The following is a 23063-nucleotide window of genomic DNA, read 5'->3' as shown; positions in this document are numbered from 1 at the left end:
ACCGGCGGGTGGATTTCCCGGCGGCCCACTGAAAGTCAGGTGTCAACTTGCACTGCCCGGACGGCAGGGTCAATCCGGGACAGCGTAAGAACGTGTTTCGTGCACTGATCTCAACATGCCGGAAATCAACGGGGCTTTCTGTGTCCGAAAGCTCACAGCCCCCACCGCAATTGCGTGACCGGCCCGTTCGATGCGCGACACATAGCGACTGGTAGCGGCCGTGACGCCGCCCACATTTCCGGCGACGCGTTTCCGGTGCTCGACCGAAAACGCACGCGCGTCAACCGCTCCGAAATGAACGATAGCGAGACGAAATACGAATCCCCGGGTCATTCCGGAATTTCGAGACCGAACGGTGATTACTCGCCGGCGAGAATGCCGAGCACCTGCTCGGAGAAGAAGAACGGCTCCAGCCGCTCCCGGATCAGCCCGGCCAGCACACCGTTGCGCTTGGCCGACTCGATGACGGCGGGACCGTAGCGCAGGATCTCGGTGGCGACGTCCTCGGCGTTCAGGCCGAGTTCGGGCAGCATCGCCGAGAGCGTGTGCTTGCTGTACTTGTCGTAGAACACCTCGACGCACTCGCGCACGAGCATGCCGAAGTATTCCTTCTCCCTGGTCGTCACCGCGATCTCGTAGCAGATCTGGACCAGTTCGTTGAGGTCCTTCTGGGTCAGATACTCCCGCAGGCCGGCCACCGGCTCGTCGGCGTGCAGGTCCCAGAACTCCATGGCCGCCGAGTGCACCGGCGCGTCGCGCAGCATGTCCCGGATGGCGTTGTTGGTGCGCTTGAGCGCGAACAGGGCACCCTTGCCCGCGAGGTCACCGACGAAGGTGCTGTCGGCGACCTTCTTGGCGCGGTTCGCGGCGGACTGGCCCAGCGACATCAGCGAGGAGACGCCGGGGATCTTCTCGGCGCGTTCGCGGTTGGCCTGCATGAAATCGCCGATCAGCTTGTCGACGAAGCGGGCCGCGACGGTGGCCACCAACGGGCTCTCGGTGAGCCGGTCCAGGATGCGCTCCTGGGCCTGGTGCATGCCGAAGATCTTCTCCAGCAGCGCTTCCACCGGCTCCCGGTCGACGACGTCGCCGAGGGTGTACTCGGTATTGGCGGCGATGTGATCGTAGATCGCGTCGGAGAAGATACCGACGGTGTCGGCGATGACGGGGCTGCCGCCGATCCGGTCGAAGACCGTCGCGACGGTCTGCTCGCCTTGCTCGAGCGAGACCACGTCACCGAAGACGATGGTGTCGCCGACGGCCAGCACCGTGGCCACGTCGCGCGCGATCACCTCGGCGAACCGTTCGCCGGTCACCTCGGCGAGCAGGAACTCGACCTGCGCGTCGAGTAGTCGTTCGGCGATCTGGCGCGCCTGTGTCATCGGGTCCACCCATCACGGTCGTTGCATCGGACGGGAGACCTTGCGGCTACTTGTCGTCGGCTCCGGAATCGTTGCGCTGCATCGATTTCCGGATCTGGTCCAGACGCTCGCGCGCGGCTTTCTCCCGCGCCTCCCACTGTTCGTCGGCACTGCGACCCGCGGGGGTCTGCCGGTCGAGCTCACCCATTCCCTGCGCGGTGCCGAAGCGCTGCTCGACCTTATCGCGAACCGCGTCGAATGTCGGCACTCCGGAAGTGGAATACCCGCCGGTCGCAGTGGGTGCGGCCGTTCCGGGCAGGCCATGCGGTACCGGCGGTACCGGCATGGCGCCTCCGACCTGCTCCGATGCGACGGACACCACATCGGCGTCCAGGACATCCGTGTCCAGAGTCACAGGGCCACCGGTCTCGGCATGACCGGTCTCGATCTGGGCGAGCGCGGCGGCGACGGCGCCGAGGCCGGGTCGCCCGGCGACGGCGGCCCGCAGCACCGACACCAGTTCGGCGTCCGGCAGCGCGGCCAGGTGACCGAGGATCTCGCTCGTTTCGCTCATACCGCCAGGCTACGCAGACCGGTGCGACAGGCCCAGGAGATCAGGCCAGGAAGGTGTCGGTCCACGCGACGATGCGCCGGGGCCACGCCGGGCCCAGCGCGTCGATGACGTCGTTGTGGCCCGCGCCGGGGACCACGACCAGTTCCTTCGGCTCCCCGGCCGCGGCGAACAGCCGCTCGGCGTGGCGCAACGGGAGCAGTTCGTCCCGGTCGCCGTGGAACATCAGCACCGGAACGCGGAGTTCGGCGATCCGGCGCAGGCTCGGGTACGCGTTCGGGATCAGCGGCGCGGGCAGGAACGGATAGACCGACCGGGCCGCCGCGCGCATGCTGCTGAAGGTCGACATGAGCAGCAGGCCCGCGGGCGGGTGCTCGGTGGCCAGCTCGAGCAGGACGCCGCCGCCGAGCGACTTACCCAGGTACAGCACCCGCTCCGGGTCGACCCCGGGCTGGTCGAGCAGGGCGGCGCGGACCGCCCTGGCATCGAGATAGGTGCCCTGCTCCCCCGGCGTGCCCGTGCTGTGGCCGAAACCGCGGTAGTCGAAGGCAAGCACGTCGAAACCGGCCCGGACCAGCAGCGCGATAATCGGCACCCGGTCGCCGATGGTGCCCGCGTTGCCGTGCGCGTAGAGGATGTGCCCGCGCGGGCGCTCGGCGCGCACGAACCAGCCGTGCACGTCGACGCCGTCGGCGGTGCGCACGGTGAGGTCGCGGTAGTCGAGGCCGAAGGCGGCGGGGGTCTGGGCGACATGCTTGTCCGGGTGGTAGACCAGCGCGTTCATCACCCGGGTCGCGGGATGGCGGATCACTTGCCGCGGCCCGCCTGGAAACCGAAGTCCCAGTGGTAGAGCCGGGCGATCTCCACGACGCCGCCGCCCGGCTGACCGGCCGGCGGCCGGACGAAGGCGCCCTCGCGCCGGACCACCAGCTCGCCGTTCACGTTCTCCAGCACGGCGAGCACGGCGTCGCGGGAGTTGTCGGCGCAGCCGTCGAGGGTCATCTCGATCGGCGCCGAGTTCACCGGATGCAGGGTGACGGTGGCGTGTACGCCGCGGAAATCGCTCGCACCGTCGTAGATCGAGGCGAACACCAGGATGCGGCGGAAGAACCGGGTGTAGTCCAGATTGATCGAGAGGTTCTCGCCGGTGATGCTGGCGCCGGTGCGGTCGTCCTGGTCCAGGTGGATGAACGGCGGCTCGTACAGCGCGCCGAACCGGCGATCCAGCGCGCGCACCGAGCCGATCGCACCGTTGACCAGCTCGAAGAAGCAGCACAGATCGAGGTCGATGTTCTTGCCGCGCAGCTTGCCGAACAGCCGACCGGAGGCGGCCATCGAGGTCCAGTTGAGGTTGACCCGCATGACGCCACCGGTGGCACCGTGCTTGGTGAGCGAGACCGAAGGCGCTTCCTTGGTGAGCGAGACCTTGGCCTGGTGTACCGGTGGCGCTGTGGGCGGGGCCGAATTCTGCCCTTGCGGCGCGAAGTGCTGCTGACCGGGGTACTGCTGCGGTGCAGCAGGCTGCGGCTGGTTCGGCTCGGCCGGAGCGAACGGCTGCGTCGGCGGCGCGGAGGGCTGCCCGGCCTGCGGGTACGGCGGTGGGGCGGGCGCGAAGTGCGGTGGGGCCGGTTGCGGTCGGGGCGGGGGTGGGGTGGGGGCGTCGTCGACGGTGATGCCGAAGTCGGTGGCCAGGCCGGCGAGGCCGGAGTCGTAGCCCTGGCCGACGGCGCGGAACTTCCACGCGCCCTGGCGGCGGTACAGCTCACCCAGGACGAAGGCGGTCTCGGTGGTGGCCCCGGTGCTGTCGAAGCGGGCGACCTCGGCGCCGGTGGCCGCGTCGAGCACCCGGATGTAGAGACCGTGGAACTGGCCGAAGGTACCGCCGTCGGCGGAGGCGGCGAGCACGATCGTCTCGATCTGCGGCTCCACCTGGACCAGGTTCACCGACAGCGTGTCGACGACGATGTCGCCCTGCTGCTTTCCTTCGTGGCGCACCGCGCCCGACGGGTGCACGGCCTGGTTGTAGAAGACGAAGTCGTCGTCGGAGCGCACCTTCGCGCCGGCCAGCAGCAGCGCGGACGCGTCGGCGTCGGGCACCCCGGCCCCCGACCGCCACCCGAGTTCGACGCGGACGGCCGCAGCGGGGACCGCGACATTGGCGCCTTTCATCATCGACACACCTGCCAACCTAGCCCGCCCACTCGCCCCGCCCAAGCCGCGTGGTCGCGGCGGCGGGGTGAAACACCCGATCTCGGTGACCGGGTCGCGAGTCCTGTTGGACGGTGCCCCGTTCCGGGAAGCAGCGGAGAGGCAGCCGGGCGCCCCTAGCGTCTCGCGAATGAGCAATTCAGTTGTAACGCGGAAGCGGAAGTCGTTGTTGTCGTTGGTATCCGTACCGCTGATGGCCGTCGGGCTGGTGGCGGTGGGGTTGGTCGGGACCGCCGACGCCGCCCCCGGCGGGGGCGCGCCCACCCGGATCGACCTGCAGGGCGCCGCCAATGTCCGGGACCTGGGTGGGTACATCACCTACGACGGGGCGAAGGTCAAGTCCGGCAAGCTCGTTCGGGCCGACGCGCTCGCCAAGCTGACCGATGCCGATCTGCAGAAGCTGACGGCGCTGAAGGTCGGCAAGGTGATCGACTTCCGGACCCCGGCCGAGATCCAGTCGATGGGGGCCGACAAGCTGCCCGCCGGCGCCGCGCTGGTGGCCCGGCCGATCGACGACGGCGGCATGTTCGTGAAGATGTACCAGGCGATCTCGTCCAAGGACCCGGTGCAGCAGCAGAACATGCTGGGCGACGGCAAGGCCGAGCAGATCATGCAGAACGTCTACCTCAACTTCTTCACCCCCGACGCGCTGGGGAAGTTCGGGCAGTCGGTCCGCGATCTCGCGGACACCGGGAACACGACGCTGTACCACTGCACCGCGGGCAAGGACCGGACCGGCTGGCTGTCCTACGTGACGCTGCGCGCCGTCGGCGTGCCGGAATCGGTGGCGCGGCAGGACTACCTGCTGTCGAACCAGTACCGGGCGGCGGCGGACGCCGCGCTGCGGGCCCAGCTGAAGCAGGCGGGCATCATGCAGAACCCGGATCTGCTGATTCCGCTGCAGGAGGTTCGCGACGACTACCTCGAGGTCGCGCTCGCGCAGATCGACGAGAAGTTCGGGGACTTCGGCAAATACCTCACCGACGGACTCGGGCTCGACGGCTGGACCCTGATGAAACTGCGGAAGAACCTGGTGTCCTGACCGGAGGAACGACGAAGGCCGCCCGGCGGGATGCCGGGCGGCCTTCGCGCGGTGGATCAGCCGCGCAGTTCGGCGCCGACCGCGGTGCCCGCCGCGGCGACGGCGGCATCGCGTGCGGCGCTGGCCTCGTCCTCGGTGAGGGTGCGGTCGGTGGCGCGGAAACGCAGGGCGTAGGTGAGGGACTTGCGGCCCGCCCCGGCCTGGGCGCCCTCGTAGACGTCGAACAGCGCGATGTCCTCGAGCAGGTCGCCACCGCCGGTGCGCAGCGCCGCTTCGACGCTCGCGGCGGGCACGGCCTTCTCCACGCTGACCGACACGTCCTGCAGGACGGCGGGGAACGCCGACACCGTGGGCGCCGGACGGGCCTGGGTCAGCGGCAGCGCGTCGAGGTCGAGTTCCAGCGCGCAGGTGCGCGGCGGCAGACCGGCACGCTCGAGCACGGCCGGGTGCAGCTCGCCCGCGTGGCCGACGACGACACCGTCGACGACCAGTTCCGCGCAGCGGCCCGGATGCCACGGCAGGTGCACCGCGGCCCGGCGCTCCACGGTGACACCGGCGGCGTCGGCGACGGCGTCGACCAGCGCGAAGGTGTCGGCGGCCTCGGCCTGGCGGCCGGGGCCCCAGGGGCCGCGCGGGTCACGCTTGCCGCTGAGCACCGCGGCCACGTGCACCGGCTGCGCGGGCAGCGACGCGGTGAGCTCGGCGATCTGCTCGTCGGTGGGGCGCCGGTCCACCGGCAGCGCCTCGACCGCGTGGGTCCCGGCGCCGGGCAGCACGACCTGGGCGATGCCGTAGATCGTGAGGTCGCGGGCGCCGCGGGAGATGTTGCGGGCGGCCACTTCCAGCAGACCGGGCAGCAGGGTGGTCGCCAGCTCGGGCCGCTCGGTGTCGAGCGGGTTCAGCACGCGGGTGGTGTTGCGGCGCGGGTCGCCCGCGTCCAGGCCCCACACGTCGAACACCCCGGCGGGCAGGAACACCGGCGCGGGCACCTCGACGCCACCGGCGAAGGCCAGCGCCCGGCTCACGGCCCTGCGCCGCTTCTGCGCGGCGGTCAGGCCGCGACCGGCGGGCGCGGACGGCAGCACCGACGGGATCTGCTCGAGACCCTCCAGGCGCAGCACCTCCTCGACCAGGTCGGCGGGCTGGGTCAGGTCGGGCCGCCAGCTCGGCGGGGTCACCAGCAGCTGGGTCTTGCCCGCGTCGTTGACCTCGATCTCGACCCCGGCGCCGATCTGGGCGAGCCTGCGCACGGCGGTACCCGCCGGGTAGGTGACGCCGGCGACGCGGTCGGGCAGGTCGATGTCCATCGCGATCGGGGCGACCGGCGCGAGCGGCACCCGGATGTCGGTGAGCGTGGCTTCGATGGTGCCGCCGGTGATCTCGGCCAGCAGCGTCGCCGCCCGGTCGAGCGCGACGATGTTGATCTCCGGGTCGACGACGCGCTCGTAGCGCTTGCCCGCCTCCGAGACCAGCTTGTGCCTGCGCGCCGTGCGGTACACCCGCAGCGGGTTCCAGGTCGCGGCCTCGAGCACCACGTCGGTGGTCTCCGGGCCGACCTCGGTGCTCGCGCCGCCCATCACACCGGCCAGCGAGACGACGCCGGAATCGTCGGCGATCACCACGTCCTCGGCGTCGAGCGTGCGCTCGGTGTCGTCGAGGGTGCGCAGGGTCTCGCCCTTGTGCGCCGAGCGAACGACCAAGCCGCCGTTGAGCTTCGCCGCGTCGAAGGCGTGCAGCGGCTGGCCCAGTTCGAGCATCACGTAGTTGGTGACGTCGACGGCGGGCGAGATCGGGCGCATGCCCGACAGCATCAGCCTGCGCTGCAGCCACAGCGGGCTCACCGCGTTCGGGTCGATCCCGGTGACCCGCCGCGCGCCGAACCGCGTGCACTCGGAGTCGGCCTCGAGCCGCACCGGCCACGCCGTCGCGTCGCCGTCGGGCAGCGTCCGCACGGCGGGGTCGGCGTACTCGAGGTCGAAGCCGCAGGCCAGCTCGCGGGCCAGGCCGCGCACCGAGAAGCAGTAGCCGCGGTCGGGGGTGATGTTGAGCTCGATGATCGTGTCGTCGGTGCCGAGCAGCACGTTCGCGTCGTCACCCGGCTGCGCGGAGCCGGGCTCGAGCACGAGGATGCCGTCGTGATCCTTGCCGATGCCGAGTTCGGCGACCGAGCAGATCATGCCGTTGGAGGTGTGCCCGTAGGTCTTGCGGGAGGAGATCTTGAACCCGCCCGGCAGCTCACCACCGGGCAGCACCACGACCACCAGGTCGCCGACCGCGAAATTGCGGGCGCCACAGACGATCTCCTGCAGCTCGGGGTTGCCGACGTCGACCTTGCAGAAGCGGATCGGCTTCTTGAACTCGGTCAGCTCGGTGATCTCGGCGACCCGGCCGACGACCAGCGGCTTGTCGATGTCACCACCGATCGGCTCGAGCTTGTCGACCTCCTCGACCTCCAGGCCGACCCGGACGAAACCGGCGTCGAGCTCTTCGGCGGACACCGACCATTCCGGGGTGGTGCGCTGCAGGATCTCGGTCAGCCAGGACTGCGCTACTCGCACGTGACTTTTCGCTCTCTCTCAGGACCGGATACCGAAGGGCAGGGTGAACCGCACGTCACCCTCGACGATGTCGCGCATGTCGGGGATGCCGTTGCGGAACTGCAGCGTGCGCTCCATGCCCATGCCGAACGCGAACCCGGAGTACACCTCGGGATCGATGCCGCTGGCGATCAGGACCTTCGGGTTGACCATGCCGCAGCCACCCCACTCGACCCAGCCCGCGCCGCCCTTCTTGTCCGGGAACCACACGTCGACCTCGGCCGAGGGTTCGGTGAACGGGAAGTAGTTGGGGCGCATACGGGTTCGGGTGTCGGGGCCGAACAGCGCGCGCGCGAACGCGTCCAGGGTGCCGCGCAGGTGGGCCATGGTGAGGCCCTTGTCGATGGCCAGACCCTCCACCTGGGAGAACACCGGGGTGTGGGTGGCGTCGAGCTCGTCGGTGCGGAAGGTGCGGCCGGGGCACACGACGTAGATCGGCAGCTCGCGTTCCAGCATCGAACGCACCTGCACCGGGGAGGTGTGCGTGCGCAGCACCTGGCGCGAGCCCTCCGGGGCGATGTGGAAGGTGTCCTGCATGGTGCGCGCCGGGTGATCGGGCAGGAAGTTCAGCGCGTCGAAGTTGAAGTGCTCGGTCTCGACCTCGGGACCCTCCGCGACCTCCCAGCCCATGCCGACGAACACGTCGGCGATCTGCTCGGAGATGACGGTGATGGGGTGGCGGGCGCCGACCGGCTGACGGCGCGCGGGCAGCGTGACGTCGATCTTCTCGGCCACCAGGACGGCCTGATCGCGCTCTTCCAGCAGCGCGGCGCGGCGCGCCTCGAACGCGTCGGACACGCGCTTGCGGGCGACGTTGACCCGCTTGCCCGCGTCGGCCTTCTCGTCCTTGGGCAGCGTACCCAAGCCGCGCTGAGCGAGCGCGATCGGCGACTTACCGCCGATGTACTCGGTCTTGGCGACCGCCAGCGCATCCAGATCAGCCGCAGCGGCGAACGCCTTCTCGGCCTCCGCTGCCGCTGCCGCGAGTGCCTCCTCGGTCAGCAAGGCGTTCTGCTCGACTCCACTGTTGTCGTCGGCCACGATCGTTCGACTCTCCCCTGGGGATCGGTTCACGGGTGCGTCATTGCCTACCCGTATCGGTGCTGCATAAATCCTATGGGATCGGCTTCGCGCGATTCATCCGGATTACCGGCGGCGCGATCGAGACCGTGCTAGTGCCCACCGGAAGGTCCCGATATGGACCTACAAGTCCAGGTCAGATGGCCTTCCCCGGGTCCCGACCAAGATCGGCGACTCGCCGCGAAATCGTGGGAACCGAATCGCTTCGAGTCCCGTCCAACCGTTCATACACATCAGCGTGTTCGACTCGAGAACAGGACGACTCGATGCCGGAACAGACTTGCGATTCGACCCCACCCCCGGGCCCCCGCACCCGCCGGACGGCCCCGGGCAGCGGACTGGCCCTGTGCGGATTGGGCATCCGAGGCCCGCGCCACCGTCCCTTCCCCCGCGCGGCGGGCCCCTGCCCCCAGCGACCGATCGGGCCGCGGGAAACCGAGCCCGGCCATGACGCTCCCGAACCGGAGGACGTCGATTGACATCGCGATGGGAGTTCAGCGTGACCGTGCGATCGTCGCCGACGCCTTCAGTGCTTGTCGTAGAGCGGCAGACAAGCGGTGTCGAGCGACATCGAGAACGGCGCCGACAGCGTGATCGGGGCACCGAAATCACCTTCGACCGGGTCCGGGTATGCGCCGGTACTCGGCCCCCGATACAGCGCCCAGCGGCCGAACCGAGGGTCGATGACGAGCAGAGCGCGCACACCTGCCGCGCCGTACCAGCCGTTCTTGCCGGTGATCTGGTGCGCCTTCTCCGATTTCGATATCACCTCGACGGCCAGCTCCACATCGGCAGGGTCGGCGAGCCACTCATCGTCGGTATCCCAGGAGTCAGGGAGCACGACGAGGTCCGGCGTGCAGTAGTCATCGATATCACCGGGCATGGCGATCGATGTCACCTCATAGGCGGCGAGCCCCTTGGGCATGGCCGACTCGAGTTGGTGCCGAAGTCGGCGGATCGTGCCCGCGTGCTTTCCACGCGGGGTCGGTGACATCACGAGCGCCCCTCCCAGAATCTCGACCCGCAGACCCGTCGCGCGTTCGATCTGCTCGGCGACGCCACGGAGATTGCCGGGACGTGGATGCATCGCGGGAAGGGTCATGCGGTCGCTCCATTCGTGCGGACTGCCGTGCTCAACGATAGCGCGCAGCACCCGCGGTGGACGCGTCACCGCATCCACCGCGGCGGCAGGCACAACCCTTCCGCAATCCCAGCGTGTTCGACTCGAGACAGGACGACGCGATGCAGGAACAGACCCAGGATTCGGCATCACCCAGGGGCCACCGTGGTCGTCTGACCGCGGCAGGCAGCGGCTTTGCCCTGATCGGCCGCCGACACCCTGGTTCCCGGGCTACTAGGTCATGCGACCACCCGGACAATTCCGCCGAGCCGGGAGTCAGTACGCCCGGACGATCAGCAGCGGGCCGACCGGCTTCGCCCGGACGGCGGGCCGAGCCCTGTGTGCCCCGGCTGTATGTGCGGTTCCAGGCTGCGCGGCCGGATCGGTGGGGCCAGTTTCCCGGTGTCTTCGCGCTGGTGGACGGCTTGTCGGCGGCGGGGCGGTTGACGGTCGCGCAGGAGCGGTTCCGCCGCGTCGGCAACGAATGGTTGACCACGCACCTGGTGAATCCCTATGCGCTGCACCGGCACGCCGACAGTCGACGGCTGCACCCGAGGGCGAGGGCCTGGTTCGCGTCGACGGCGGAGGACGCGATCGACCGGGTCGGTGGCTATCTCGACATCCTCGACGCGCACGGGGTCGCGTGGGCCCGGCTGGACACCGATGCTCCGGGCGTCATCGTCTACGACGATCCGCGGCAGGTGGTGGCCGTGCCGGACGGGGCGGCCACCACCGATCGGCGATGACAGGCGGAAACGGCGCTGGTCCGCGCACCGGACGGCACGCGGACCAGCTCCTCGGGATCAGGCCGCCGGGGCCGCGTGCCGGGGCAGGAAGACCGCGATGACGGCCGCGACGGCGACCAGGCCCGCGCCGACCCAGACGGCGGGAACGAGGCCGTCGACGTAGGACTGCGGGTCGGTGTAGGCGCCGTAGGAGGCGAAGACCGAGGCCAGGATGGCGATGCCCATGGCGACGCCGACCTCGCGGACGGTGCTGTTGATACCGGAGGCCATGCCCTGGTCGTCGGGGGCGGCGCTGTCCATCACGATCGTGGAGGACGGGGCGAAGGTCAGGCCCATGCCGATCCCGCCGAGCACGAAGGGCGCGACGAAGTTGATGTAGGGCAGGTCGACGGTGATGATCAGCGCCATCCACGCCAGCGAGAGCGCGAGGCAGACCTGCCCGGCGGCGATGAGGAGCCGGGGTCCGACCCGATCGATCACCAGACCGGCCAGCGGCGCCACGACCATCGGAACCATGGTCCACGGCATCGTGCGTATGCCCGACTCCAGCGGCGAGTAACCCTGCACCACCTGGAAGTACTGGGCCAGCAGGAAGATCGCGCCGAACACCCCGGCGGAGAACGCGAAGGAGACCAGGAAGCTCAGGCTCAGGCCACGGGAGGCGAACATGTGCAGCGGGAGCATCGGATCGGTGGTCCGGTTCTCCCAGACCACGAAGGCGGCGAGCAGCAGACCACCGCCGATCAGCGCGGTGAGCACGGCCGGTGCGGTCCAGCCGTCGTCGGCACCGTGGATGACGCCCCACACCAGGGCCAGCACGCCGCCCGCCGAGAGCACCAGGCCGACGAGATCGAGCTTGCGCGCGGCGCCGAAGGACTCACCGAGCATGCGCGCCGCGAACGGCATCGCCAGCAGGCCGACCGGAACGTTCAGCCAGAAGATCCACTGCCAGTTCAGCCCGTCGACGACCGCGCCGCCGACCACCGGACCGACCGCGATGCCGAGGCCCGCGATCCCGCCCCAGATGCCGATCGCGGCGCTGCGCATCCGCTCGGGGACCGCCGCCGCGAGCAGGGTCAGCGACAACGGCATCACCGCCGCGCCGCCCGCGCCCTGCACGGCGCGCGCCGCGATGAGCATCCACGGCTCGGTGGATATGGCACAGGCCGCCGAGGCGACGACGAACAGCGCGATACCGGCCAGGAAGACCCGGCGCCGGCCGATCCGGTCACCCAGCGCCGACGCCGTCAGCAGCAGCGAGGCGAAGGACAGCGTGTAGGCGTTGACGAACCACTGCAGGTCCGAAAGTGACGCTCCCAGTTCGGTTTTGATCACCGGTAGGGCGTTCGTCACGACGAGGTTGTCCAGCGTCACCATGAACATCGGCACGGCGACCGCGGCGATGACCGCACCGAGCGGCTTGGCCTTCGCGCCCGCGTCGGGCGGCGTCTCGGCGGTGGACGTGCCGCCTGGATCGAGTGTTTGCGTCATCTCTCCGAGCCCCTTGGTTGTTATTCACTGATAACTACGCCCAATGGTTATGCATCGGCTGATAACATGTCAAGTGAAAGGGGACTGACCAGGAGGTGGACAACGGGATGGACGGCACGACCAGAACGCGGATGACCGCGTCGCAGCGCAGCGCCCAGGTGCTCACCGCCGCCGTCCAGGCATTTGCCGAATCCGGTTATGCCGCAACGAAAACCGATGAGATCGCCCGATTGGCCGGGGTATCCCAACCCTATGTGATCCGGCTGTTCGGCACCAAGCAGCAGCTGTTCATCGCCGTCCTGCACGAGGTGTGCGCCCGCATCGAGCAGGTCTTCCGCAGCGCCGAGATCGAGCCGGGCGCCGATACCGCCACCGCGCTGCAGGCACTCGGCAAGGCCTACGAGGTCTTCCTCGAGGAACGCGTCCTCCCGCTCAACCTGCTGCACGGGGCCGCCGCGAGCGCCGATCCCGCGATCGGCGACCACATGCGGGAACGCTTCGGCCGGATCTACCGGCTGGTCGGCGAGCTCACCGGCGCCGACACGACGGAATCACGCCGCTTCGTCGCCAGCGGCATGCTGCTCACGATCATGACGGCGATGCAGGTGGCGGGCGCGGCGGCGATTCCGCTCCCCTGGGCCACCGAAATCCTCGACGACCTGCGCAACAGCGTCGACCCGCACTGCTGAGGCGGTACTAGCGCGCGTGCTGGACGCGCGCGCTCGCGTAGAGGCAGATCGCCGCGGCGGCAGCGAGATTCAGGCTCTCGGCCCGGCCGTGGATGGGAATGCGAATGCGGTGGTCGGCCCGCGCCGCGACGGCGGGGTCGAGGCCGTGGGCCTCGTTGCCGAAGAGCCAGGCGACCGGGCCCGCGAGGATCTCGTCGGCGGAGTCCAGATCGACCTCGCCGTTGGCGGCGGTGGCCAGGATGGTCACGCCCGCCGCGGAGATCGCGTCCAGGGTGGCGTCGATGTCGCGACTGCGCGCGATCGGCACGTGGAACAGGCTGCCCGCGCTGGCGCGGACGCCTTTGCCGTTGTGCGGGTCCACGGTGTCGCCCGCCAGGACCACACCGTCGGCGCCGACCGCGTCGGCGACCCGGATCAGGGTGCCCGCGTTGCCGGGCTCGGCGATCTCGACCGGCACGGCCAGCATCCGCGGCCCGCGGTCGAGGATGTCGGTCAGCGGCACGTCGACGAGGTCGCACACGGCGACCAGGCCGGGCGCGGTGACGGTCTCGCCGAGATGCTCGGCGGCGCGATCACTGACCAGCGTGGTGCGCACGCCGTCGGCGGCGGCACCGGCGATCAGCGCGGTCTCGCGCCCGGCGGCCGCGACCGAATAGAACAGCTCACGGACGCGGCCGGTCTCCAGCGCGGCGGTCACGGCGTTGGCGCCCTCGGCCAGGAACTGGCCGGTCTTGCGGCGCTGCGCGGCGCGCTGGAGCTTGACAGCGGAAACGACCCGCGGATTGCGCTCGGAGAGCGCGTCCACGGGTCGTTCCGACAGATCGCTGTGTGTCGTCAAGCTCAGGCAGCGGTGGCCGGGGCGTTGACGTCGGCGGGCAGCGCGGCCTTGGCGACAGCGACGAGGCCGGCGAAGGCCTCGGCGTCGGAGACGGCGAGCTCGGCCAGGATCTTGCGGTCCACCTCGACACCAGCGGCCTTGAGGCCCTGGATGAAGCGGTTGTAGGTGATGTCGTTCAGACGCGCGGCGGCGTTGATACGAGCGATCCACAGCTTGCGGAAGTCACCCTTGCGCGCCTTGCGGTCGCGGTAGGCGTAGGTCAGCGAGTGGAGCTGCTGTTCCTTGGCCTTGCGGTACAGGCGCGAGCGCTGGCCCCGGTAGCCCTTGGAGGCCTCGAGGATGGAACGGCGCTTCTTCTGAGCGTTGACGGCCCTTTTGACGCGTGCCACTTTTCAGTCCTTGATCATCTGGGGGCGCGACGGCGCCCGAGTTCGGTAGTTGTCGGCGTCCGGTTGTCCCGGCCGCGGAATCGTCAGGTTGCGACGGTCTCAGGCGAGACCGAGCAGCCGCTTCACGCGGGGGGCGTCGACGGCAGCGACGGACTCCGTGCCTTCCAGACGACGAGTCCGGCGGGTGGCCTTGTGCTCCAGGAGGTGGCGACGGTTCGCCTGCTCGCGAAGCAGCTTGCCACTGCCGGTCACCTTGAATCGCTTCTTGGCGCCGCTGTGGGTCTTGTTCTTCGGCATGGATTCCTCTATCTAGTCGTTGAAATCGGTGTTACTGCGGGTCGGCCGGCGCGGCCTGCTCGGCGGGCGCCGGGGTCTCGACCAGCGCAGCCGGCTCGGCACTGGCGGGACCGGTCGGCAACGGACGCGCCGGGGCCGATTCCTGCTGTGCCTTCACCCGCGTCTTCGCGCCCTTGTGGGGAGCGAGGACCATGGTCATGTTGCGGCCGTCCTGCTTGGCCGAGGTCTCGACGAAACCGAGTTCGGCGACGTCGGAGGCCAGACGCTGAAGCAACCGGAAACCGAGCTCGGGTCGCGACTGCTCACGACCACGGAACATGATCGTGACCTTGACCTTGGACCCGGCCTCGAGGAAGCGAACGACGTTGCGCTTCTTGGTCTCGTAGTCGTGGTCGTCGATCTTCGGGCGGAGCTTCTGCTCCTTGATCACGGTCTGGACCTGGTTCTTCCGGGACTCGCGCGCCTTCTGCGCCGTCTCGTACTTGAACTTGCCGTAGTCCATGATCTTGCAGACCGGCGGACGGGCATCGGGTGCCACCTCGACCAGGTCGAGATCGGCTTCGAGCGCGACGCGTAGTGCATCTTCAACACGCACGATCCCAACCTGTTCGCCGCCGGGTCCGATCAGACGAACCTCGGGAACACGGATGCGATCGTTGATGCGGGTCTCAGTGCTGATGGGGCCTCCTAGGTCAAGCGGTGTCGTCATAACGACCGCATGCAATAACTGCAACCCCTGTTTCAACACGAGAGCCCCGCTGCGGTATTTCTCCGCGACGGGGCCCGATGTCGACCGATCGCCCACAGCCGATGCCCTCACGAGCTCGCTGTCGACCCCTGCGTGGCAAGCACACAGGAAACCCGCCACATCGGGCGGGTGACCGGGACCGATTGCCGGAGTACGATTGCTCGTCGGCAACGGTGGGAGTCGGGCTCCACTTATCTGCCCCAGAGCTGCATGACACAACCAGGGGCGGTCGTCAGCGGAAAGTCTAGCATCGCATTCGGCTATCGCCGAATCGGCCTGGCATCGACAGCCCCCATCGGGACCGCTATAGCCTTGTCGGCATGACTGACGAGCTCGATCCCCCCGTGCGCGACCTGGCCGACATCCCCGCCGTCGAAGTTATCAGCCGCGCCGCCGTGATGCTGATGAGTTCGGCCGCGGAGAAGCTGGGGCTGGCCGCCGACGACCCGCACTCCGGGGAGCACGTCGACCTCGACGAGGCCCGCCGGGTGATCACCGCGCTGGCCGGGCTGGTCACCGCGTCGGTGGAGTACCTCGGACCGCACGCGGGCCCGATCCGCGACGGCCTGCAGGCGCTGCAGCGCGCGTTCCGCGAGGCCTCCTCGGTGCCGGACGCCCCGGGCGCAGGGCCGGGCGAGAAGTACACCGGGCCGGTGTACTGAGCCGGTCTCACAGACGAAAAGATCCGCCGGCGCAGCAGCGCCGGCGGATCTTTCTCTACAGAGGCTTACGGGGCCGCTCTCAGACCGCGGGGGTCGTGGTGGGCGGCGTGCCCGGGGTCACGGCAATGGCCGAACCCGAGGCGATCGCGTTGGCGAGAGCGGTGAAGATGCTGGCGAGGCCGGCGCTTCCGGTTTCCATGCTCAGTGGTTCCTTTCGATTCCGCCCGACTCAGGCAGTCGGCTTGGTGGGCGTGTAGGCCAGCGAGGACCCGCCACTGAGGAAAGACAGAATCTGGCCGATGAGCGCCGTGGTGGCTTCATCCATGGGGACGTTCCTTTCGTACTGCACGACACCCGCGATCGCGCCGCCCACGGGCACGAGACACCACTGGATGCCGGTTCGACTGACCGTTACTGTCCGGTATTCCGGCAACGGTGAGGCGAATGCTACCCACAGGTGTTTCACTTTGTCGCGTTTTCGGAAAGTCCCCGCGCGCGAGGTTATCCGGACTCAGCGCAGCGCGGCCGCCTTTCGCGCCAGCCGCTTGGCCGCAGCCGTCTCAGCAGGCGCTTTCTTCGCGGCGGGAGCCGCCTTCGCGGCCGCCTTCTTCGCTGCCTTCTTCGCCGGTGCCGGTGCCGCCAGCACCTCCTTGAGGAACTGTCCGGTGTAGCTGCCCGACACCTGGGCCACGTCCTCCGGCGTGCCCGTCGCGACCACGGTGCCACCACCGGACCCGCCCTCGGGCCCCATGTCGACGACCCAGTCCGAGGTCTTGATGACATCGAGGTTGTGCTCGATGACGATCACCGTGTTGCCCTTGTCGACCAGCCCGTTGATCACCTTGAGCAGCTTGCGGATGTCCTCGAAGTGCAGGCCGGTGGTCGGCTCGTCGAGGATGTAGACGGTGCGCCCCGTCGATCGCTTCTGCAGCTCGGCGGCCAGCTTCACGCGCTGGGCCTCGCCGCCGGACAGGGTCGGCGCGCTCTGGCCGAGCCGCACGTACCCGAGCCCGACCTCGACCAGCGTCTTGAGGTACCGGTGGATCGAGGTGACCGGCTCGAAGAACACCGCGGCCTCGTCGATCGGCATGTCCAGGACCTCGGCGATGGTCTTGCCCTTGTAGTGCACCTCGAGCGTCTCGCGGTTGTAGCGGGCGCCATGGCACACCTCGCACGGGACGTAGACGTCCGGCAGGAAGTTCATCTCGATCTTGAGCGTGCCGTCACCCGAGCACGCCTCGCAGCGGCCGCCCTTGACGTTGAAGGAGAACCGGCCCGGCTGGTACCCGCGGACCTTGGCCTCGGTGGTCGAGGCGAACAGGGTGCGGATCTTGTCGAAGACGCCGGTGTAGGTGGCCGGGTTCGAGCGCGGCGTGCGCCCGATCGGCGACTGGTCGACCTGCACCAGCTTGTCCAGGTGGTCCAGGCCGTTGATCCTGGTGTGCCTGCCTGGCACCTGGCGCGCGCCGTTGAGCTTGTTCGCCAGCACCGTCGCCAGGATGTCGTTGACCAGGGTCGACTTGCCCGAACCGGAGACGCCGGTGACCGAGGTGAGCACGCCGAGCGGGAACGCGACGTCGATGCCCGTCAGATTGTGTTCGGTGGCGCCGACGACGGTCAGCCTGCGCTTCTTGTCGATCGGACGGCGCACCATCGGCACCTCGATCTGCTCCCGGCCGGAAAGGTAAGCGCCGGTGAGTGATTCGGGTTCGGCGAGCAGTTCGGTGTAGGGGCCGCTGTGCACCACCCGGCCACCGTGCTCGCCGGCCAGCGGGCCGATGTCGACGACCCAGTCCGAGGCGCGGATGGTGTCCTCGTCGTGCTCGACCACGATCAGGGTGTTGCCCAGGTTCTTCAGGCGCAGCAGTGTCTCGATGAGCCTGCGGTTGTCGCGCTGGTGCAGGCCGATCGACGGCTCGTCGAGCACGTAGAGCACGCCGACCAGGCCGGACCCGATCTGGGTGGCCAGCCGGATACGCTGCGCCTCACCGCCGGACAGGGTCGCGGCCGCGCGCGAGAGCGTGAGGTACTCCAGACCGACGTCGAGCAGGAAGCCGAGGCGCGCCTGGATCTCCTTGAGCACCTGACCGGCGATCGCGGCCTCGCGCTCCCCCAGCGTCAGCGAGTTCAGGAAGTGCGCGCACTCGCCGATCGACAGGTCGCTGACGTCGGCGATCGACTTGTCGGCGCCGTCGGCGGCCAGCGTGACGGCCAGGATCTCCGGGCGCAGGCGGGCGCCGTGGCACACCGGGCACGGCACGTCGCGCATGTAGCCGTCGTAGTGCTCCTTCATCTGCTCGGACTCGGTGTTGTCCATGCGCCGGTGCAGGAACGGCATCACGCCTTCGAAATCGGCGTAGTAGGAGCGCTTGCGGCCGTACCGGTTGACGTAGGAGACGTGCACCTGGTCGGAACTGCCCTCGAGCACCGCCTTGCGGGCCTTGGCGGGCAGGTTCTGCCACGGGGTGTCCATCGAGAAGCCGATCGACTCGGCCAGGCCCGACAGCAGCCGGTTGAAGTACTCGGCGGTCTGCCCGCGCGACCACGGCGCGATGGCGCCGTCGGCCAGGCTCAGTTCCGGATCGGGGACCACCAGTTCCGGGTCGACCTCCTTGCGGATGCCGAGACCGGTGCAGTCGGGGCAGGCGCCGTAGGGCGAGTTGAACGAGAACGAGCGCGGCTCGAGATCCTCGATGTCGAGCGCGTGGCCGTTCGGGCAGGCCAGGCGCTCGGAGAAGCGGCGTTCCCGGTCGTGCGCGTGTTCGTCGCGGTCGACGAAGTCGAGCACCACGATGCCGTCGGCCAGCCGCAGCGCCGTCTCGATCGAGTCGGTGAGCCGCTGCTTGGACGCGGACTTCACCGCGAGCCGGTCGATGACGACCTCGACGTCGTGCTTCTCCTGCTTCTTCAGCTTCGGCGGATCGGTGAGCGGATACACCACGCCGTCGACCCGCACGCGCGAGTAGCCCTGGGTCTTGAGCTGGTCGAACAGGTCGACGAACTCGCCCTTGCGGGTCCGCACCACCGGCGCGAGGACCTGGAACTTGAGCCCCTCCTCCATCGCCAGCACCTGGTCGACGATCTGCTGCGGCGTCTGCTTGGCGATCAGCTCGCCACACACCGGGCAGTGCGGCGTGCCCGCACGCGCGTAGAGCAGGCGCAGGTAGTCGTAGACCTCGGTGATGGTGCCGACCGTGGACCGCGGGTTGCGGTTGGTCGACTTCTGGTCGATCGACACCGCGGGCGAGAGGCCCTCGATGAAGTCGACATCGGGCTTGTCCATCTGCCCGAGGAACTGGCGCGCGTAGGCCGACAGCGACTCGACGTAGCGGCGCTGCCCCTCGGCGAAGATCGTGTCGAACGCCAGGCTCGACTTCCCGGAACCGGACAGACCGGTGAACACGATCAGGCTGTCACGAGGCAGATCGAGGTCGACACCTTTCAGGTTGTGTTCCCGAGCTCCGCGCACAGTGAGGCGTTCCGCCACCTGGTGAATCCCTTCTCCATCGTCATCCGCCGACCGGACATGAACCCCCGCTCGCCATGCTAGGCCGACCCACCGACAGAAATGCTGGAGCGCTGGCGCGCTCGAGGTCGCGGCCCCTCCTGTCCCGTCGGTCAGGCACCGTTGCTTGCTCCTTCGTCGCCTACGCAACGGCACCTGACCGACGGGACGGCCGCGACGGCCGACTGCGTCGGCCTGCCCCTCCTCGAGGTCGGGGCGTGGTGCCCGAGTTCCCGGTCTGCGCCCACGATTTCAGCCCACGGATTATGTTTGACGGCAGGGGTGGGGGCGATCGACATGATGAAGGAGCCGGCGTGCTCGAGGTGTTCCTGGTCGACGACCACGAGATCGTGCGGCGCGGCCTGATCGATCTGCTCGAAGGTGATCCAGAACTCAGGGTGATCGGCCAGGCCGGTGGCGTGGCCGAGGCGATGGTGCGCATCCGCGAGGCCAGACCCGATGTGGCGGTCCTCGATGTCCGGCTGCCCGACGGCAACGGCATCGAGCTGTGCCGCAACCTGCTCGCCGAGTTCGAGGACCTGCGCTGCCTGATCCTCACCTCGTTCTCCGACGAACACGCCATGCTCGACGCGATCCTGGCCGGTGCCAGCGGTTATGTGGTGAAGAACATCGACGGGATGAAGCTGGCCGACGCGATCAAGCAGGTCGGCGCCGGCCACTCGCTGCTCGACACCCGCGCGGCCGACGCCCTGCGCGCCCGGCTGCGCCGCAGCACCGAGCCCTCCGGCGCGCTCGCCGGGCTCACCGAGCAGGAGCGCCGATTACTCGAGCTGCTCGGCGAGGGACTCACCAACCGGCAGATCGCCGCGCGGATGTTCCTGGCCGAGAAGACGGTGAAGAACTACGTCTCGCGCCTGCTGGCCAAGCTCGGCGTCGAACGCCGCACCCAGGCCGCCGTGCTGGCGACCAAGCTGCGCGAGCCGTAGCGATCAGGCGCGAGCCGTGCGCGTCAAGAAGGGACGACGATCGTCAGGTCGCCGTCGTAGCGGCGGTAGAGCAGGTTGCCGCGGCCGGTGTGGCTGTCGGTGAAGAACAGGTACGGCAGGCCCGCGGTGCACAGCACGTCGGAGGCCTCGTCCTCGGCGTAGACCGGCGCGGCGTCCTGGACGACGCGGACCGGCATGGCGCTGGCGGTCAGCGGCAGCTCGGCCGACTCCCCCGCCGCGGCCGTGTGCCGCTGCCTGGCCAGGCTGACACCGTGCGGATCGGCCCAGGTGACGATCGCGTCCTCGCCCGTCTGGGCATCGGTGAACAGGTAGGCGTCGTAGTCCATCGCGTCCAGCACGGTGCTGGCTTCCAGCGGCGTGCCGGTCATCAGCGCGCAGTCCTTGCGCCGGATGATCGGGCGGGTCTCGGTGATCTGGGCCAGCGGGCGCCGCGCCGGATCCGGCCACGCGCCACGTGCTTCCTTGCCGGCGCGCCGGGCCAGCTGACGATCGAGCCGCTCGGCGGCGAAGGTGACGGCGAAGCCGCCGGGACCGGTGACCTGCACGCGGGTGAGCGTGTCGTTGGTCCGGATGTTGGCCTGCACCAGGGTCGGCTCGTCGGAGCCCTGCGGCGCGGTGACGCGCACGCGGGCCGGACTGTCGAGGTGATGCCTGCGCATGACGCGGGTGATGGCGCGGACCGCGCGGGTGACGTCCTGGGGTGGTACCTCGCCGCAGGTGGTCACCGCGAGCTCCGGGTCCGCGGCGGTCGTCCAGTGCTGGGTAGTCGACAACGAATTCATCTCTTGCCCCACTTCTCGATCCCTATTCCCGGTGCCCTATGCCACCATGGGGGCCCTTGTCGGTGAAGGGCCGAAAGTCCCCACCTTGCGGACTAGACTTTGCGTTCGACGGTTGGGGTGGCGCGGCGAACGGATACGGCGATGACGAATGACGGTCGGGGTGGCCGCTATTCGGTGGGCCGGACGGTCTCCCAGCAGCGACTGCGCGCGCTGCTCGGCGAGGTGGCCGATCGCGTCGAAGTGATGATCGGTTCGCGCGACCGGATGGACGGCCTGGTCGAGGCCATGCTGACCGTCACCGCGGGCCTGGATCTCGACGAGACCCTGCGCACCATCGTGCGCACCGCGATGAACCTGGTCGACGCCCGCTACGGCGCGCTCGCGGTCCGCGGCCACGATCAGCAGGTCTCGCAGTTCATCGACGAGGGCATGCCGGACCAGATCCGCAACCGGATCGGGCGGTTGCCCGCGGGCCACGGCGTGCTCGGCGCGGTGTTCGCGCAGAAGGCGCCGCTGCGCCTGGACGATCTCACCGAGCATTCCTCCTCGATCGGGTTTCCGGCGGGCCACCCGCCGATGCACACGTTTCTCGGTGTGCCGGTACGCATTCGGGACGAGGTCTTCGGCAGTCTCTATCTGACCGAGAAGTCCGACGGCCAGCCGTTCACCGAGGAGGACGAGGTCCTGGTGCTGGCGCTGGCGGCCGCGGCGGGGATCGCGGTGGACAACGCGCGCCTCTACGAACAGGCGCGGACCCGTCAGGCCTGGATCGAGGCGACCCGCGACATCGCCACGGAGTTCCTCGCCGGCACGGAATCGGACCGGGTGCTCGCCCATGTCGTCGACCACGCCCGCGGGCTCACCGGATCACATCAGGCGTTCCTGGCCTCGGTGCCGGTGCCGGACGAATTGCCCGGCGAGATCTCGGAACTGGTGATCACCCAGTGGACCGGTCCCGACGCGGGCCAGGACTGGCAGACCGTCCCGATCGCGGGCACCGCCCTGGGGGACGCGTTCAGCAGGCGCACCCCGCTGCGCTTCGACGACGTCTCGACGGTGCCGCTCGGCGTCGAGTTCCCCGGCGCCGAATTGCCCGGCGCCGGACCGGCGCTCGTCTTGCCGCTGTGCACACCCGATGCCACCCTCGGCGTATTGGTGACGATCCGGCCGCCCGGTTTCGCCCCGTATTCGGACGAGATGCTGGAACTGACGGCGGCCTTCTGCGATCAGGCCGCGCTGGCGGTCCGGCTGGCCGACGCGCAACGGCGGATGCGCGAACTCGACATCGTCGCCGACCGCGACCGCATCGCCCGCGACCTGCACGACCACGTGATCCAGCGGCTGTTCGCCATCGGCCTCACCGTGCAGGCCACCCTACCCAAAGCCGTGGTTCCCGAAGTGCGGCAACGACTCTCGACGGTGATCATGGACCTGCAGGAGGTCGTGCAGGAGATCAGGACCTCCATCTTCGACCTGCACGCCAGCGGCCCCGACCACAGCGCCGGACTCCAGCAGCGGCTCGAGGTGGCGATCCGGCGCCAGACCGCCGACATCGCGTTGCGGGCCACCATCCAGGTGTCGGGACCGCTGTCGGTGCTGGACCCGCAGCTGGCCGATCACGCCGAGGCGGTGGTGCGCGAGGCGGTGAGCAACGCGGTGCGCCACTCCGGCGCCGACACCGTCGCGATCGTCATCGATGTGGCCGACGACCTGACGATCACCGTCACCGACAACGGCTGGGGCATCCCCAACCATGTCATCCGCAGCGGGCTGCGCAATCTGGAGCAGCGCGCGCAGGAGGCGAGCGGGCACTTCGACATCGGGCCGGCGCAGCGCCCCGACGACGACGGCAACCACCCCGAGATGCCGGGCACCCAGCTGCGCTGGGCGGTCCCGCTGCCGCAGGATTCGCCGACCACCGGCGGCTACGCGCTGGCCGGCGGCCCGGACGCGGGCGAGGGCGACTGAC

20 protein-coding genes are annotated in these 23063 nt (G+C 69.3%); 6 read left to right on the top strand and 14 right to left on the bottom strand.

Going from position 1 to position 23063, the window contains the following annotated elements; genetic code table 11:
- Positions 1-359: 359 nt before the first annotated feature.
- The 4 genes from AB0L91_RS31525 to AB0L91_RS31510 are packed head-to-tail and all read right to left on the bottom strand — an operon-like array spanning position 360 to position 4104.
- Positions 360-1382 carry a hypothetical protein gene (locus AB0L91_RS31525; RefSeq protein ID WP_365016196.1) on the bottom strand — a complete coding sequence of 341 codons (1023 nt, stop codon included), beginning with the start codon at positions 1380-1382 and terminating at the stop codon, positions 360-362.
- A gap of 46 nt (positions 1383-1428) precedes the next feature.
- A complete protein-coding gene (locus AB0L91_RS31520; protein WP_365016195.1) occupies positions 1429-1935 on the bottom strand; it encodes a hypothetical protein in 507 nt (168 codons plus the stop codon).
- A gap of 40 nt (positions 1936-1975) precedes the next feature.
- Positions 1976-2743 carry an alpha/beta fold hydrolase gene (locus AB0L91_RS31515; RefSeq protein WP_365016193.1) on the bottom strand — a complete coding sequence of 256 codons (768 nt, stop codon included), beginning with the start codon at positions 2741-2743 and terminating at the stop codon, positions 1976-1978.
- On the bottom strand, positions 2740-4104 hold the full coding sequence (locus tag AB0L91_RS31510) for a TerD family protein (RefSeq protein WP_365016307.1): 1365 nt from the start codon (positions 4102-4104) through the stop codon (positions 2740-2742). Before AB0L91_RS31510 ends, AB0L91_RS31515 begins: the two co-directional genes overlap by 4 nt.
- Before the next feature lie 205 nt (positions 4105-4309).
- Here AB0L91_RS31510 and AB0L91_RS31505 point away from each other — a divergent pair, with 205 nt between their 5' ends.
- On the top strand, positions 4310-5182 hold the full coding sequence (locus tag AB0L91_RS31505; protein ID WP_365016191.1) for a tyrosine-protein phosphatase: 873 nt from the start codon (positions 4310-4312) through the stop codon (positions 5180-5182).
- 56 nt (positions 5183-5238) lie between these two features.
- Here the strand turns inward: AB0L91_RS31505 and pheT are convergent, their stop codons facing one another.
- From pheT to AB0L91_RS31490, 3 genes are all read right to left on the bottom strand, one after another.
- Positions 5239-7740: a phenylalanine--tRNA ligase subunit beta gene (gene pheT / locus AB0L91_RS31500; RefSeq protein ID WP_365016189.1), complete on the bottom strand. Its 2502-nt coding sequence runs from the start codon at positions 7738-7740 to the stop codon at positions 5239-5241.
- 18 nt (positions 7741-7758) lie between these two features.
- Entirely contained in the window at positions 7759-8820 is a 1062-nt protein-coding gene (gene pheS, locus AB0L91_RS31495; RefSeq protein ID WP_355281614.1) for a phenylalanine--tRNA ligase subunit alpha, read from the bottom strand.
- A 565-nt stretch (positions 8821-9385) separates the two neighbouring features.
- Positions 9386-10054: a Uma2 family endonuclease gene (locus AB0L91_RS31490; RefSeq protein ID WP_365016187.1), complete on the bottom strand. Its 669-nt coding sequence runs from the start codon at positions 10052-10054 to the stop codon at positions 9386-9388.
- A gap of 266 nt (positions 10055-10320) precedes the next feature.
- Between AB0L91_RS31490 and AB0L91_RS31485 the strand changes: the two genes are divergently transcribed.
- Positions 10321-10725: a hypothetical protein gene (locus AB0L91_RS31485; RefSeq protein ID WP_365016185.1), complete on the top strand. Its 405-nt coding sequence runs from the start codon at positions 10321-10323 to the stop codon at positions 10723-10725.
- 57 nt (positions 10726-10782) lie between these two features.
- On the opposite strand, the gene AB0L91_RS31480 is transcribed toward AB0L91_RS31485, so the two are convergent.
- The gene (locus AB0L91_RS31480; RefSeq protein WP_365016184.1) at positions 10783-12216 is read right to left on the bottom strand and encodes an MFS transporter; all 1434 of its coding nucleotides are present in this window, start codon (positions 12214-12216) and stop codon (positions 10783-10785) included.
- A 131-nt stretch (positions 12217-12347) separates the two neighbouring features.
- Here AB0L91_RS31480 and AB0L91_RS31475 point away from each other — a divergent pair, with 131 nt between their 5' ends.
- A complete protein-coding gene (locus tag AB0L91_RS31475; RefSeq protein ID WP_365016182.1) occupies positions 12348-12905 on the top strand; it encodes a TetR/AcrR family transcriptional regulator in 558 nt (185 codons plus the stop codon).
- Between the two features lie 7 nt (positions 12906-12912).
- Here the strand turns inward: AB0L91_RS31475 and AB0L91_RS31470 are convergent, their stop codons facing one another.
- From AB0L91_RS31470 to infC, 4 genes are all read right to left on the bottom strand, one after another.
- Positions 12913-13710, bottom strand: coding sequence for an RNA methyltransferase (locus AB0L91_RS31470; RefSeq protein ID WP_365016180.1), 798 nt, complete (start codon positions 13708-13710; stop codon positions 12913-12915).
- A gap of 35 nt (positions 13711-13745) precedes the next feature.
- A complete protein-coding gene (gene rplT / locus AB0L91_RS31465; RefSeq protein ID WP_019046423.1) occupies positions 13746-14132 on the bottom strand; it encodes a 50S ribosomal protein L20 in 387 nt (128 codons plus the stop codon).
- Positions 14133-14231: 99 nt separating this feature from the next.
- Complete coding sequence (rpmI, locus tag AB0L91_RS31460; protein WP_218716546.1) at positions 14232-14429, bottom strand: 50S ribosomal protein L35; 198 nt, start codon at positions 14427-14429, stop codon at positions 14232-14234.
- A 31-nt stretch (positions 14430-14460) separates the two neighbouring features.
- A complete protein-coding gene (gene infC / locus AB0L91_RS31455; protein WP_355281839.1) occupies positions 14461-15138 on the bottom strand; it encodes a translation initiation factor IF-3 in 678 nt (225 codons plus the stop codon).
- A gap of 359 nt (positions 15139-15497) precedes the next feature.
- Between infC and AB0L91_RS31450 the strand changes: the two genes are divergently transcribed.
- Positions 15498-15839, top strand: coding sequence for a DUF1844 domain-containing protein (locus AB0L91_RS31450; protein WP_355281600.1), 342 nt, complete (start codon positions 15498-15500; stop codon positions 15837-15839).
- A 511-nt stretch (positions 15840-16350) separates the two neighbouring features.
- Here AB0L91_RS31450 and uvrA read toward each other — a convergent pair.
- A complete protein-coding gene (gene uvrA, locus AB0L91_RS31445) occupies positions 16351-19326 on the bottom strand; it encodes an excinuclease ABC subunit UvrA (protein WP_365016177.1) in 2976 nt (991 codons plus the stop codon).
- A gap of 332 nt (positions 19327-19658) precedes the next feature.
- On the opposite strand from uvrA, the gene AB0L91_RS31440 reads away from it, so the two are divergent.
- A complete protein-coding gene (locus AB0L91_RS31440; protein ID WP_110040453.1) occupies positions 19659-20291 on the top strand; it encodes a response regulator transcription factor in 633 nt (210 codons plus the stop codon).
- A gap of 23 nt (positions 20292-20314) precedes the next feature.
- Here AB0L91_RS31440 and AB0L91_RS31435 read toward each other — a convergent pair whose 3' ends face one another.
- A complete protein-coding gene (locus AB0L91_RS31435; protein ID WP_357350415.1) occupies positions 20315-21094 on the bottom strand; it encodes a hypothetical protein in 780 nt (259 codons plus the stop codon).
- 141 nt (positions 21095-21235) lie between these two features.
- On the opposite strand from AB0L91_RS31435, the gene AB0L91_RS31430 reads away from it, so the two are divergent.
- A complete protein-coding gene (locus tag AB0L91_RS31430; RefSeq protein ID WP_355281590.1) occupies positions 21236-23062 on the top strand; it encodes a GAF domain-containing protein in 1827 nt (608 codons plus the stop codon).
- Position 23063 lies beyond the last annotated feature (1 nt).

Origin of the sequence: Nocardia sp. NPDC051833 (assembly GCF_040681225.1) — a bacterium.
Classification (GTDB): Bacteria; Actinomycetota; Actinomycetes; order Mycobacteriales; family Mycobacteriaceae; genus Nocardia.
The sequence above is the reverse complement of the archived record's forward strand: the minus strand, read 5'-3'. Positions and strand labels throughout refer to the sequence as shown.